Annotated in this window: 13 protein-coding genes; 5 read left to right on the top strand and 8 right to left on the bottom strand. The window is 37.7% G+C overall.

What is annotated here, in order from left to right:
- Nucleotides 1-773 precede the first annotated feature (773 nt).
- From NSQ61_RS17435 to NSQ61_RS17410, 6 genes are all read right to left on the bottom strand, one after another.
- On the bottom strand, nt 774-1,139 hold the full coding sequence (locus NSQ61_RS17435) for a PTS glucitol/sorbitol transporter subunit IIA (protein ID WP_063388881.1): 366 nt from the start codon (nt 1,137-1,139) through the stop codon (nt 774-776).
- Between the two features lie 84 nt (nt 1,140-1,223).
- The gene (srlE, locus tag NSQ61_RS17430; protein WP_339197790.1) at nt 1,224-2,243 is read right to left on the bottom strand and encodes a PTS glucitol/sorbitol transporter subunit IIB; all 1,020 of its coding nucleotides are present in this window, start codon (nt 2,241-2,243) and stop codon (nt 1,224-1,226) included.
- 20 nt (nt 2,244-2,263) lie between these two features.
- Nucleotides 2,264-2,818, bottom strand: a complete 555-nt coding sequence (gene srlA, locus NSQ61_RS17425; RefSeq protein ID WP_066251165.1) for a PTS glucitol/sorbitol transporter subunit IIC — start codon at nt 2,816-2,818, stop codon at nt 2,264-2,266.
- Nucleotides 2,819-2,831: 13 nt separating this feature from the next.
- Nucleotides 2,832-3,284: a transcriptional regulator GutM gene (locus tag NSQ61_RS17420; RefSeq protein WP_186439333.1), complete on the bottom strand. Its 453-nt coding sequence runs from the start codon at nt 3,282-3,284 to the stop codon at nt 2,832-2,834.
- Nucleotides 3,285-3,288: 4 nt separating this feature from the next.
- Nucleotides 3,289-5,229, bottom strand: a complete 1,941-nt coding sequence (locus tag NSQ61_RS17415; protein WP_340807684.1) for a BglG family transcription antiterminator — start codon at nt 5,227-5,229, stop codon at nt 3,289-3,291.
- Nucleotides 5,230-5,344: 115 nt separating this feature from the next.
- Nucleotides 5,345-6,145 (bottom strand): SDR family oxidoreductase, encoded by an 801-nt coding sequence (locus NSQ61_RS17410; RefSeq protein WP_066251157.1) that lies wholly within the window; start codon nt 6,143-6,145, stop codon nt 5,345-5,347.
- Nucleotides 6,146-7,021: 876 nt separating this feature from the next.
- On the opposite strand from NSQ61_RS17410, the gene NSQ61_RS17405 reads away from it, so the two are divergent.
- Nucleotides 7,022-7,255 (top strand): hypothetical protein, encoded by a 234-nt coding sequence (locus tag NSQ61_RS17405; protein ID WP_340807682.1) that lies wholly within the window; start codon nt 7,022-7,024, stop codon nt 7,253-7,255.
- Between the two features lie 767 nt (nt 7,256-8,022).
- Here NSQ61_RS17405 and NSQ61_RS17400 read toward each other — a convergent pair.
- The gene (locus NSQ61_RS17400; protein ID WP_340807680.1) at nt 8,023-9,426 is read right to left on the bottom strand and encodes a sensor histidine kinase; all 1,404 of its coding nucleotides are present in this window, start codon (nt 9,424-9,426) and stop codon (nt 8,023-8,025) included.
- Nucleotides 9,423-10,106 carry a response regulator transcription factor gene (locus tag NSQ61_RS17395; protein ID WP_063388886.1) on the bottom strand — a complete coding sequence of 228 codons (684 nt, stop codon included), beginning with the start codon at nt 10,104-10,106 and terminating at the stop codon, nt 9,423-9,425. The genes NSQ61_RS17400 and NSQ61_RS17395 overlap by 4 nt, the downstream gene beginning before the upstream one ends.
- A 335-nt stretch (nt 10,107-10,441) precedes the next feature.
- Between NSQ61_RS17395 and NSQ61_RS17390 the strand changes: the two genes are divergently transcribed.
- From NSQ61_RS17390 to NSQ61_RS17375, 4 genes are read left to right on the top strand one after another with little or no spacing between them, the layout of a single operon-like run.
- Complete coding sequence (locus NSQ61_RS17390) at nt 10,442-11,719, top strand: right-handed parallel beta-helix repeat-containing protein (RefSeq protein ID WP_340807679.1); 1,278 nt, start codon at nt 10,442-10,444, stop codon at nt 11,717-11,719.
- Nucleotides 11,712-12,257, top strand: coding sequence for a nitrous oxide reductase accessory protein NosL (locus NSQ61_RS17385; RefSeq protein ID WP_327848122.1), 546 nt, complete (start codon nt 11,712-11,714; stop codon nt 12,255-12,257). The genes NSQ61_RS17390 and NSQ61_RS17385 overlap by 8 nt, the downstream gene beginning before the upstream one ends.
- A gap of 43 nt (nt 12,258-12,300) precedes the next feature.
- Complete coding sequence (locus NSQ61_RS17380; protein ID WP_340807677.1) at nt 12,301-13,113, top strand: ABC transporter permease; 813 nt, start codon at nt 12,301-12,303, stop codon at nt 13,111-13,113.
- Complete coding sequence (locus NSQ61_RS17375) at nt 13,110-13,811, top strand: ABC transporter ATP-binding protein (RefSeq protein WP_339197808.1); 702 nt, start codon at nt 13,110-13,112, stop codon at nt 13,809-13,811. Before NSQ61_RS17380 ends, NSQ61_RS17375 begins: the two co-directional genes overlap by 4 nt.
- The last annotated feature ends 8 nt before the right edge of the window (nt 13,812-13,819 follow it).

Raw genomic sequence — 13,819 nt, 5'->3', positions numbered from 1 at the left:
ACATACATAGTAGACGAAATAAAAAGATTCATCATTAATTTCATTTTTTCAAGTCCTTCTTTACTATAAAAATTTGGGAGCTCTCGGCGGAATCCATTAATTTTTGAAAATATATGTTTCCTAAATAACTCGAGCCTTCAGATTTTCCGGCGCTCGCAATTAAGTTGTAATTAGATACACTCACTAATTCCTTCATCCATTTCTTGTGTTAAAGTGATAAAGTAAGCAGGCAAAAGTTCTCCTTCAACCGTTCCATACTTATAAGTATTCAACCACTAGTGCCAGCTGGACTTTTTGTCCAATCTTTCCTTTCATCTTAAGCTCCCGCCTGCAGATCATCATAATCTTTGAGTTGGCTTGAATGGACAGTGAACAAATCCCATCTAACCAAAGAAGATTCGGAATTTTTCTTACTAATTCTGCCAATTTAATTGTACCTCAAATCTTCCATATAGAAAATGATTCCGGACAACTTGCGTGACTTTTTCTTATTTTCAATGTTGTCAAGGCGTAGTGATCATAAATTATTGCCGGCAAGCAAACTGCTGTTAAGAGAAAGAATTAAAAAGCCAAAAAAACCGGGCAAAAAATGGGTGCCCGGTTTGCTGTCTTATTTACTTGTTTCACTTAAATCTTTCACAGTTTATCCATTGAAGCTGCAAAAAATCTTTTATGTATATGATTCATTCACTGAATCTATTCAGCCTCATTTTTCCCTCCTATTGAAAAAAGTCGGATGAATAGCCAATGATGAATGGAAAATATCAAAATTTTTATTCACTTGCAATCTTTATTTCGGTATTCAATCCAATTTCAGGGATATCTTTATTTTCCAAGTACAAAGTGCCCGGCAGTTCCGGTGTTGTCGATCCGTCAAAGCGCAAAGTAATATGCCCCAATGTTGTTAAGTTTCTTTGCACAGCATCGCCGACAGACGTGATTTCAAATTTTTCATTATTAATATAAAGCTTCTGTCCAGCTTGAATGACTCCTTCCGCCTTTACGACATCAATGACATAACAAAAATCTTTCAGATCCTGCGGAGCTTCATTGCCAAATAAAATAATCATTTTCTCTTTCAAAAAATGATCGGCCATTGTTCCGATTCCTTTTATTTTATTCTTATAAATGATTGTCATAAAGTCGGCACAAACCTGTTACGGTTGTGCCTTCCCTCCCATATGTCAGATTTTTGCAAAACTCATGATGTTATAATTACAAATTTACGAATCATAAAGTCCGAAGCTTGCCAGCCAAGCGACAAACACCCTTGGAACCCCGATTAAGAATCTTGAATAAAGGACGGACGGTACACCGACCTCTACTGTTTCAGGTTCTGCTTCTGCAAGTCCTAAACCTACAGGTATAAAGTCACAGGCGTTTTGCGTATTGATGGCAAATAATGCTGGCAGCGCCAAGTTTGGCGGGATATTCCCTTTGCCAATTTCCACTCCAATCAGCGTCCCGATAATCTGAGCGATTACTGCTCCAGGTCCAAGCAAAGGGGATAAAAATGGCAATGAACAGATAAACCCGATTAAGAGCAATCCCCATATATCGCCAGCCAGCGGCGACATGATCTTGGCAAATACGTTTCCGATTCCTGAACCTTGAATAATTCCAATCAGCAATGATACAAAAGCCATGAACGGAATAATCGTGTTAATCATTGTTTGCACTGCTTCACGTCCTGCTTGATAGAACGTGCTAATGACTTTTCCTGCGCCAAGTCCAATTTTCGTTAGTAAGTTTTTATTGGAGCTTGCTGCCATTGTTTCAGAAATCTTTTTATCACTGCTATATTTAAACTCTCTTTCAGGTTTTTCTTCCGGGATTTTTTCTTCAGCCGGAGCCGCCTGTCTAGCACTCTCTTCAACGGGCTGAATTTGATCCAACCCCACATCTGAAACGTAAATATCTTCCGTAATATATTGGGCCAACGGTCCGCTTTTTCCTGTTGGCATAATATTGACAGTTGGAATGCGTTTTTGCGGATAGATGCCGCAGCGTAATGTACCGCCGCAATCAATAATTGCAAGCGCAATCTCTTCATCCGGTACTGATGTTTTAAAACCGTTGACCGGCTCGGCACCTGTCAGTTCAGCAATTTTGTCTACAATTTCAGGCTTTGCTCCTCCGGTAATATAAACAATTTTATTTCTTTTTTCCGTCGGTGTAATGATGAGCGGTCCGCCAAAACCGCCGCTGCCCTTCACAATTTTTATCGACCGATATTTAGCCATTTCCCATTCCTCCTCCTTTTCTAACGATGATGTAACGTTACTTCTGTTTTCAATTTAATATTTTGCTGTTTTTCTACTATTCTAGTTGTAAAATCTGTAATCCATCCTGCGAAGAAGTTCATCACGAGACCGACAAGGAAATAACGGACAGCCAATTCTGCAGTACTTAAACCTAGTTTCTCAATTCCAGCCGCAATACCTAGCCAAATAAATAATTCCCCTGGGTTTATATGTGGAAATAAACCGTTGCTGGTATGGCAAAAATATGCACCTGAAGCGAAATAGCTCGGTTTATATCTTTCCGGCAAAAAACGTCCTAATGACAACGCCATTGGGTTTCCTAGCATAAATGAACCGACAAGCGGCAAGACTAAATATCTTAACAACGGGTTTTTAGAAGATGCCATCGCAAGTTTATTGACCCGCTTTTCTCCAATAAGCTGAATGAATGTATTCATACAAACCATCAATAGCAACACGAGCGGAACAATGCTTTGCATCCATGAAATAAATGTTTCTGCGCCAGTTTTAAACAAATTCATAAAACCTTCAGCAATCGTAACAATAATATCCACGTTCCTCACCTCTTCATGATTTTTTTACCGAAACAATGTTTTCTGCCTGCATCATGATTCGTTTAAAGATACTCGGCTTTTCGGGAATTTCCCCGCCGCTCATAATAATCTTATAATTGCTGACCGCATCCAAAATAGCTGATTTCAATAGCTTGTTGCAATGAGCCATATCGGCTTCTCCAAGCGTTTTTATATTTTTGCCCGTAAAGCCTTTCAATTCCCGAACTTTCGCTAAAACTGTAACCCCTTGTATTTTCATTGCTTTCAGAATCTTCCCGCTGTCGGAAACGGCAAATAATACAATGGTGCCCGCCCGAATTCTGCCGGGGCGCTTTCCGATTGCCACTTTTCCAATCTTTCGCAGCTCTATATACGCTTTGGCAAAATGTTTAATTTGAAAATAACCTAATGCCAATTGCACGATAAATGCTCCTGCTATAAAAAGCATAATGATGATCAATTGCATCCTATCACATCCCTAAGATTGATGATGAACTGCTTGCTTGTTCGAGGCATTTTGTAAAATCTTCGTAGCTGGCTGCACCGGCCAATTCCTCTACCTGTTTCTGATCAGAGGCGATTTTGATGATTTCATCGTAAATTTTAATCAGGAGGCTTGCATCATTATCGGCTTTTTCCGGTATTCCCAACAGAAAGACAAGCTTGATTTCCTTCCCGTCAACCACTGCTTTTTCAGGAAAAACACCGATCGCCATTTCAATCTGATTGGACTTGTAGTTAACTGTATGCGGCAAGGATATATACCGGTCAAAAACCATTGATCCTTTCTCTTCCCTTTCTCTCAGCCTCTCTTTAAACCCTTCGTCCAAATAGCCTTTCTTGACTAAAACGTCGATCATATCATTCACATTTTCGTGGTAGCCTTTATTTGTATCTAAGACGAAGAATTTATCTTTGTTGAGTAAAAGTTTTAAAATTGAACGGTGATTGCCAAAATCTTTCATTTTAAATTTTTTCCGATAGGTCATCTTTTCTATTTGCCTAGAAACACTCGCTTCGTCAAAGATTTCGTTAATTATGATGACAGGTGGATCAATTGCAAAATGAAGCTTTACTGTTGAAAAGACCATATCGTATTGATTCAAAAGCTCTTTTGAAATTTCAATTTCAGAGTAAATATCAATTTGAGTATTTGGATTTAATATGCGCTGCAGTTGAATAGAGACTAATTTGGCAGATCCCCGCCCGGTTCCGCAAATGACTGCAACTTTTTTTAATGCTCTCGTTATTTCATCATGTTGGGCAATGAATACTCCGAAATACAAGGATAGGTAGCCAAGCTCATCTTCAGGAACCTTCAGTCCATACTCTTTCTCAATTACTTGCCCGGCAATTTCGGCCAATTTAAAGGCGACAGGATACTTCTCCTTCACATCAGCCAGCTGCGGATTTTTCAAACGCACATCAAACATCAAGCGGTTCAGCATAAAGGTTAAATGATACAGAATATCTTTGAAAAATGTTTCATTTTCGAAAATAATGCTTTTATCAAACCCTACTTGTTCGATTATTAAGTCCAAGAGACGTTTAATATCGTCGGAAATTGTAATGTCTGCAATTGTTCGAATGTTTGTCGGCGTTCTTCTTCCCGCGATCGGCAATGTTATAAACAGTATTTCAGGTTGTGAAATTTCAACCGGCAAATGCCGTTCGATTACGGAAACGATTTCTGAAGCAATCGAATAGTCCTGTGTATTTAATAGTTTGTTATATTTTTCATCCAATTCCGTAAGAGGATGATTTTTTATAAAACGATCCAACATGACAATAATAAATTGCATTAACTTTTTTTGGGTGGTAGACTCTAAATTGTAGTGATTGGCAATCTTCATTATTTCTTCTTTAATATCTTCATCCAGCGGGTAATCCCCGTATAAATAGTCATAGACGTTATCTAATATAAAAAAACGGATATCCAGTTCATTTCCTTTTAGGCTCATCCCGCTGTTCGGTTTTCCATGAATGGCTAAATTGTAAGATTCCAACGCTACGGCAGCTTTTTTTATTTCATTTACAAGAGTTGTTCTCCCCAGATTCATGTCAAAAGCGAGCTCATCCAGCGTATTCCTTCCTTTGCTGTTGATTAATCGATCAATGATAAAAGCGATACGCCTTTGTGATGAATCCAGCATGTTTTTCTTCTTAGAAACGGTTTCAATGAAATCATCAAACATATGGCCATCTTCAATAAACAAATGGTAGCCTTTTCCCTTTTCGTTTTTGATGGCTGCAATCCCATTCAGTTCACTGTTAAGTAGCTTAATATAATTGCGGATTGTTCTCGTGCTGACTCCCAATGAGTTGGCAAGATAATCCAAAGAACAATAGGATTTTTTTTGAAACATTTCTAGCATTTGAACAACACGGCCATCAATTGTAAAATCCAACAATATTCACCACCTTTTACGTAAAAATAAAGTGACATAGTTTCGTCTATCAGTCAAAGGTAGTGATTGGAATTTTGTGATATTTCGTTATAGGCCCTTTTTTTAGGCTGCTGTGATCTTAACCGCGGGATTTGCCTCCAGAAATATTAACTGTCGTACCAGTAATATAACTTGCACGGTCTGAAGCCAAGTAAGAAACTAAATCGGCTATTTCCTTTAGTTTACCCGGACGCCCAAGAGGAATGGAATTGCTGTAATCCGTTGACAATTGATCAACTGTGACGCCTCGAGTATAGGCAAGCGCTTCATTATAAGCATCTGACGTCAAGCCTGTCGGTTCGTTGATGCCAGGCGCCACCGCAACAACTCGGATATTGTATTTGCCGAGTTCTTTTGCCCACGAACGAGTGAAAGCTATTAATGCTCCCTTTGTCGCGGCATAGCAGCTTTGTCCAGATGATCCTTCCTGTCCGGCTTCGGAAGCAATATTGATAATAACTCCTTTATTTTGTTTAATCATTTCCCTGGCAGACGCCTGTGCACAAAGGTAAGGACCTTTTTGATTGACAGCTACCATAAAGTCAAAATCTTTCTCATTCAACTCGTATTCAGGTTTTTCACCTTTGACATCGACTAACAGTCTTGGCAGGTTGACTCCGGCATTATTTACTAAAATATCGACTGAGCCGAATAATTTCACGGTTTCGGCCACCATTTTGTCAACGCTTTCTTTTTTTGTAACGTCACATTTTAGAAAATAAGAACCATTATCTTGCGGTCCTTCTTCTCCATTTAAATCGGCTACAACAACTTTTGCCCCATTTCGGATCAGTTCGTTTGTGATATGTAATCCGATCCCGGAAGCGCCGCCTGTTACAATCGCCACCTTTCCTTCTAATTCAAGCCATGAGTCACTCATTACGATCTCCTCCTTTTGATCTAGTCTCTGCTCATTAGATGCTTTTAGTGTAAAATGTTTTAACCTTTTATTTAATACACAGTTTTTCACTTAAAATTGAAAAGTGGTGCATGAGCGGACAAAACGGTGGAAACAGATTGGAGCTGTAGAAATGAAAGAAAGTCTTACCTGCTTTCAAGGGTGGCTATAAGCCAAAAGACATATAAAAGTACGGAGTAACGAGAAAAAGACGTTCAACGTTCCAGAAGAAATACCGTAATGAACGCAAGCGCACGACGTAACGAAGCGATATTCGTTCATGAAAGCAAAATGGTGTAAACCGCACGCTTTCAGCAGCTGATAAATATATGAATGAATCGGATTGTTTTATTTTTATTGCATGAATTTTAGACTACAGGAAATCTATCATTTATTAACGAAAAAATAATCTTTCTTATCAAATGAAGGATTAGACTATAAATCCCTAATTTTTAGTCAAAAAACGATGCAAAACTTATCATTTCAAAGGCAATGGGTGTTGAACCACGATTGTATTCCTCCTTGTATTCACTAACGGGAAGCAGTCTTCATGTTTTCATTTTTACACTATCAAATGTGTGGACTGAATTTGCAAGATTTAATGCTTTTGAATTACTCTAATTTGCTGATTTTTATTTACATAATATTACAAAAAAGTTTATTATGGCATCATACTTAAGGGAATGAGACAAGCTGCATTACTTGTGAGCGGCAAAATAGACTTATAGGAATATTAAGTGAGGTCATCATTTATATACCTACTAATGCCCAATTAGGAATTAGACTAGTTTTAAATGAATATAGATTCAGGAGTGAAAAGATTGCGCAACATTCATTTTATTATTCATTATGGTTTTTTTGGTTGGCTGCAATAATGTAAATGAATTAAAGAAAGATGAGAAAACTGCAAGTTACGGAATTTTTGAGCTGAAATTAAAAGCCCCCAAAGCGGTTAAAAACAAACAAGAATTTGATATCATTGCAGCTTTTAAAAATAACGGAACTGAAACAACTTTATTTCATAGTAAACCAATAATAGAATCGTTCATTATAAAGGATAAGCGAGGTGAAGTAATTTATTCAAAAGATTAAACCTCAAACAGAGTTTTATATAAAGACGAAATCAAGCCTAATCAAAAATTTGAGGAGAAATTTCATATAGCTATAGATAAAACGGGAACATATTATGTAGCAGTCAACACTTCCAAATTATCTGAGAGCGAGGATGTTGAAGGTAAAAGATTTTCCATTAAGAACATAAAAATAAATGTTGAACAACAACATATAAGCAATCTTACAAATTAAACCCGGCTTTTATTATGATCCCTCTTATGCAGACAGTTAGGAAAAAGTTTAACCTTCGTTTTCTGCAAGAAAAAAATACAGAGGGTTACAGTATATCTTTATCAAAATTTTGAATAAATGTATATGTGATCTATCCATCAAGGGCTTGGCGTAAATCCTCTGTAGCCATGATTCTTTAGTCAAGCGCCAGCTTCAACAGTTTTGGCAAAACCAAAAAAGGTTATCATGGCTTCTCCTCCATGTAAAGCCCCATTGCATATCACTGCATAAGGATTTTGCAATTCTCTGCACTTTATTTTGCAAAAAACACCTAACCTGTCTCACAGAGGGATTTTTCACGGAAATAAAAGGATAAATATACTGATGAGTTTCAATGATGGTTGTTTAGGAATCTTAAACAGGAACGACGTTTAGCTAAAAAATTTCTTGAAATATTCGTCAGTAGGTTAAAAAATGCGAAACCTCAAAAAAGATTGATCAAAAGCATTTGCAGACCAAAGGAAACTTTTATCGTACTGCCTGAAGGCCACATTTCGTATAGCCTTTTTAAACATCTACTCTACTATCGGAAATGACAAAATAACCGATGTTCCTTGCCCTTCTTCACTTTCAATTTTCATCGTCCCGTTATGTAAAGCAACAATTTGTTTGACGATGGAAAGCCCAAGGCCTGTTCCCCCTGTTTCTCTTGAACGCGATTTATCTGTCCGGTAAAAACGTTCCCCTATACGATCCAACTCTTTTTTCGGTATGCCTATTCCATTATCCCGAACGATAACAACAGCCCGCCTCTCTTTCTGATACAATATAATGTTGATCATCCCGTTTTCGAAGGAATACTTAATGGCATTATCAATCACATTACAAAAAACTTGATGCAGCCGGTTCATATCTCCCATAATGATGATTTCATCATCTAAATCTGTTTTGATGGATATATTCCTTTTCTTCAGCGCAGGCGCAAACAGTTCTAATGAATCAAGAATCAATTGGGAAAAGGCGATCGGCTCTGCTTCAAGAGTCATATCTTTGTTTTCCAGCTCATTTAATTGTAATAAGTCGTTTATGAGCTTCTGCATTCGCGTTGTTTCTTTATTGATGAGCAGAAGATGATTTTTCGCCTCTTCTTTTGATGAATAAGCTTCATCCAGCAAGATTTGCGTGTATCCTCCAATATATGTGAGAGGGGTTCTTAATTCATGAGCCACGTTGGATAAAAATTCTTTCTTGCGCTCGTCTTGTTTTTCAAGAGATTCCGTCATTTTGTTGAAGGCGCTCGCCAATTCTCCTATATCATCTGACGTTTGGATAGGAACTCTTTTAGAAAAATTTCCGCGGCTGATCTCTTTTGCAATCGTTTGAATAGTTCGCAGCGAACGAAAGATCGAATGAATTGAGTACGTGATAACAAAATAGATCAATACGAAAAAGATTAAACCGAACAAGATTAAAATCGGAATGCCTTTACTAAAAACCTCTGGTATTTCGGCTAAAGGAATATAAATATATATAAAACCTATTAAGTTCTGTTCGTGGGTTAGCGGGAATATTGCTCCGACAATCTTTCGATCCAATTCATGAACATAGCCCTCTTTAACTACGTATTGCCCGGATGAGAGCTTTTTCTCATCTTCTTGACTGATCAGATGTTTGTAATCAATTTGATACGGAAAATGTTGATGAAGCTCATCTAATTGATCAACAGCTATTACTTCATAAGGTGAAATGAGATTATACCATTCAATTTTTTCTTTAATATCTTCACTAAGCGAGCCGTAATGAAAGTGAGCAGCTGTCTGCTTTCCTTCAAAAATAAGCCGCTCTTTCACACTGCGAATGTAAAGCTCTTTATATAGGAAGTGAATGAACAGAAAAGAAAACAAGATGGAAAAAATAATGCTGATGAAAAAGAGCAGCAATACTTTCTGACTAACTGAAAAATGTTTTATTTTTTTCAAGACGGCACCTCAAACTTGTAACCGATTCCCCAAACGGTTTGAATTAGATGGCTGTGCTCCTTTAATTTTAGACGAATCGTTTTAATATGAGTATCAACAGTTCGTTCACTTCCTGCATAATCGGAATCCCATATTTGGTCAAGCAATTGACCACGCGTAAATACTTTTCCTTTATTTTTGGCTAAAAGGAATAATAGATCAAATTCTTTTTGTGTGAGCGCAAGCCTGCGGCCTTCAACAGTGGCAATCCGGCCTTGAAGATCAAATTGCAACGGTCCAATAGCTGCTATTTTTACATCGCTTGCAATTCGATGTGTTCTGCGAAAAATCACTTCCATACGCGCCAAAAGCTCTGAAGGATGAAAAGGTTTTACTATATAGTCATCTCCCCCAATCTTTAAACCTTTCACCTTATCTTCCTCATTCCCTTTTGCCGTTAAAAAAATGACTGGAGAATCAATTTGAAGATATTGCCGCATTTCCTCGACTAAAGTAAAACCATCAATGTAAGGCATCATGACATCAACGATCAGCATATCCGGGTTTTCCTTTTTTAATCTTTCAAGTGCTTCAAACCCGTCTTTTGCTTCCAAACATATATATCCTTCTCTTGTCAAATACGTTCTAATCAGCTTTCGCATCTTTTCTTCATCATCAACGATTAACACCTTTAAAGACATCAGCCACTTGACACCTTCTCTCAACTTAGTTAAATGAATTTTCTAATTTATTAATTATAACCAGAAATTATGAAATTTGTTTGAAGTTTTTCATAAATTTGTCCTAGTAAGCTCCGAGCGATAGAAAGGCAAGCAAATGTTTCACATGACTGTCCATCATGTTTAGACCTCCTGCGATTGGATTTGACAAATTGCCAATTTTAAAAGCAAAGGTCAGTAAATGAATGTAAGAAAGGAAACAAATGTAAAAAAATATCCAAATAGGCTTCATAGTTTTCACACAATTATACGCTAACCTTCAATTAGAACAATGACACTGAAAAAAGGATTCCGTCATGAAAAAATTATGGTATTTAATCGTTTTTTTGATGCTTTTTTGGACACATCCATCCAGCATCCATGCCGAAAGCACATTGCAATATCTGATTGATCAAGCTCCAGAGCACTCAATCGTGAGAATACCGAGAGGCGTTTATCATGAATCGATTGTGCTCTCAAAACCTGTTACGTTACAAGGAAATGGACAAGTAACCATTCAATCCTGCCGTAAAGAACCCGTCATCTCCATCAAAGGTCAACGCGTTTCAGTAAAAAACGTAACGGTCATTCAATGCAGCCAAGAGAAAAACGCTGCCGCCATACAAGTATCAGGAACTCATCACCGAATTGAACACGTTCATATTCGTACAAAGGGGATCGGGATAAAGCTTGAACACGCCTATCACACCGTCATCACACAAAGCTCGATAAAAGGTGAAAAACAACATAACGGGATTGATTTATGGAAGTCAGAACAAAATGTCATTGAAAAAGTCAGAATCGAAAAAGTGAGAGATGGGATTTATATGGAGCAAAGCGATTATACAACGGCCGTCCAAAACCTCATCCAGCAATCAAATTACGGCATACACATTATGTATTCTGACCACATAACAATTCAAAAAAACATTTCCAAAAATAACGTGGCAGGAGCGATGGTCATGGAAACAAAGGGTGGAAAAATCGAAAATAATGAATTCATTTTTAACAACCGCAATGTTCATGCTCAGGGGATTCTTTTATTTGATGCGACAGAGACAAAGGTGGTTCGCAATAATATTTCTTATAATCGAGTTGGTATTTTGGCCGAAAGCGCCTCCAATAACCTTATTTTATCCAATGAAGTGCGTGGGAATTTGATTGGCATTCAATTCAAAGAGGCGAACGGAAACATCGTTTCAAACAATACGTTTATTAGCAATGTAAATGAAGCTCAAGCTTTGAGCAGCTCGGACAATGAAGTGAAAAGGAATTATTGGGACGCCTCTCTAAAGCTTGATGCCGATGGATCCGGTTATAGCGACATACCTTATAAAACGAATCCGTTCTTTTTAAGTTTGACGAAGGATATTCCAGAATACCAGCTGTTTTTCCATTCACCAGGCATGGTTGTATTGCAAAAATTATGGAAAAGTCCAGACAATGAAGCGATGACGGATGACTCGCCGCTTATGACAGCTAAAATACAAGATGAATCAAAGTCATCTTCTGGAGTGATCATTGTTTTCAGTCTTCTCTTGTTTTTAGGAAGCATTACTTTATGGAGGATAGGGAGGAAAAAAGAGGATGCGTAAAATGTATTTCATTTTCATGTTATGCGCTCTACTGATTATCACTGCTGCGTGCGGAAAAAAGGAAGTGTCGCCAAGAGCCATTGATGAAAAAAACGATAAATGCGCTCAATGTAACATGGCTGTAATGGATAATCAGTTTGCAACACAGCTTATTTTAAAAAATGGCAAAACATTAGTTTTTGATGATATCGGATGTATGTATAAATGGAAAAGCGAAAATAAAAATGAAAACATCGAAGCGGAATTCGTCAGAGATTATCATTCGAAAGAATGGGTTGAATCTGATAAAGCAACCTACGTGTATGATCAATCGATACGGACGCCAATGGCCTATAACGTCATTTCTTTCCAAGATAAAAAAGATGCTGAAGCCTTCATTTCAAAAAATAGCGGAAAAATATTAAACTTCGATCAATTGCAAGATCATAAATGGAAAATGAATAAAGAAATGATGGAAAAGAATATGCAGGATGGTCATACGGATATGAATGGCGACCACAGCCACATGGATGAGGGCAATGATCATTCACATGAATGAAGGGCAAATTTATAAGTGCCCTTTTTTTACAGCGGGAGGAGTTATGCGGAACATATGGAAAGCCGAATGGCGTTTGACAATCAGGCAGCGTTCTTCTTACACGTTTGTGTTTCTATGGATTTTCGTTTTATCATTACTATTTTTGTTAGAGCGGAATAACCCTGCTCTCACAGGCTATACAAACATGACAGGCACAATCGCCAACATTGTGCTGTACATCGTACCTCTGTTTATGCTGGTGGCTGGATCGTTTTCCATTGCGAATGAAATGGAAAATGGCCAGTGGAGTCTTTTATGCACGTATCCGTTGCCGACTATTGCCTATTGGGTTGGGAAGCTTTGCGGGCAATTGACCGCACAATCTGCCATCTTCAGCTTAAGCTTCAGTTTGAGCCTTTTGGTCGGCACTTTATTGGGAAGTTCATTATCTTTGAAATGGGTGCTCATTTTATATTTTTTTTCTATCTCGCTAATATGGTTTTTTCTCGTCATCGGCTTGACCATTGGCTCGTTTTCAGAAACGAGATGGCAAGCTCTCATACTTTCGGTCGGCGTGTGGTTCTTTCTTATCATGATATGGCCGACTGCAGTCATTTCCGTTTTGAGCTTTGTCCCTTATCCGATGATAGCTCCGCTTTTAAAGGCATCTTTATTCTGTAATCCGGCGGAATTGCTCCGCATAGTATTTGTTGTTCAGCTTGACGGCGGAGCTGTTTTTGGACAATCATACGACGAGCTCATCTCTTTTATGCAAACAAAAGCGTTATGGGTGCTGTTCGTCGGTTATATGTTCATCTTTTCAAGCATCATGCTTGCATTTTCCGTCTGGAAGCTTGAAAGGAAGAAAAGACAATGACAACATTACAAGTCTCCGACGTTTCAAAAAAATATAAAACAAAAGTTGTGCTTTCTTCCATGTCACTGGAAGCAAAAAAAGGGGAATGCATCGTATTATGCGGCGGAAACGGAGCCGGAAAAAGCACGCTTCTTCGCATTTTGGCGGGTATTTCAAAACCGTCCTCCGGGGACATTGTTTTAAACAATATCAGTCTAATTAAAAACAGAAAAAACTATATCGAGCAGATAGGCTACATGCCCGATGATTTTCATGCTCAGCAATTCATGACCCTTCAAGAATTTTTATCATTTTATGCCAAACTGCGGAAAAAAGATCAATCATCTGTAAAAGACATTTTAAAAAAAATAGGTTTGGAAGAATTTAAAAGAGAACTAGTGAAAAATGTATCAAAAGGAATGAGGCAAAGACTATTATTAGGACAAGCATTGTTAGGAAATCCAAAACTGCTCTTGTTAGATGAGCCAACAAATGGTTTAGACCCATTTTGGATTGATCAGTTTGTCAATTTGATAAAAGAACAAAAGATGAAAGGCACAATCATCATTTTTTCCACTCATATGATGGATGTTGCCGCAGAAGCAGGCGATCAAATTCTGTTTATAAAGGAAGGCTCTATTATTGACCATATGAAAAATACAATTCATAAGGAAAAAACCGCATTGCAATTGTTGAGGTTATATCGACATGATCTATAAAAGTTTTT

The organism is Aeribacillus sp. FSL K6-1121, assembly GCF_038003725.1.
Taxonomy (GTDB): domain Bacteria; phylum Bacillota; class Bacilli; order Bacillales; family Aeribacillaceae; genus Aeribacillus; species Aeribacillus composti.
This window is presented reverse-complemented; position numbering and strand designations above follow the sequence as displayed.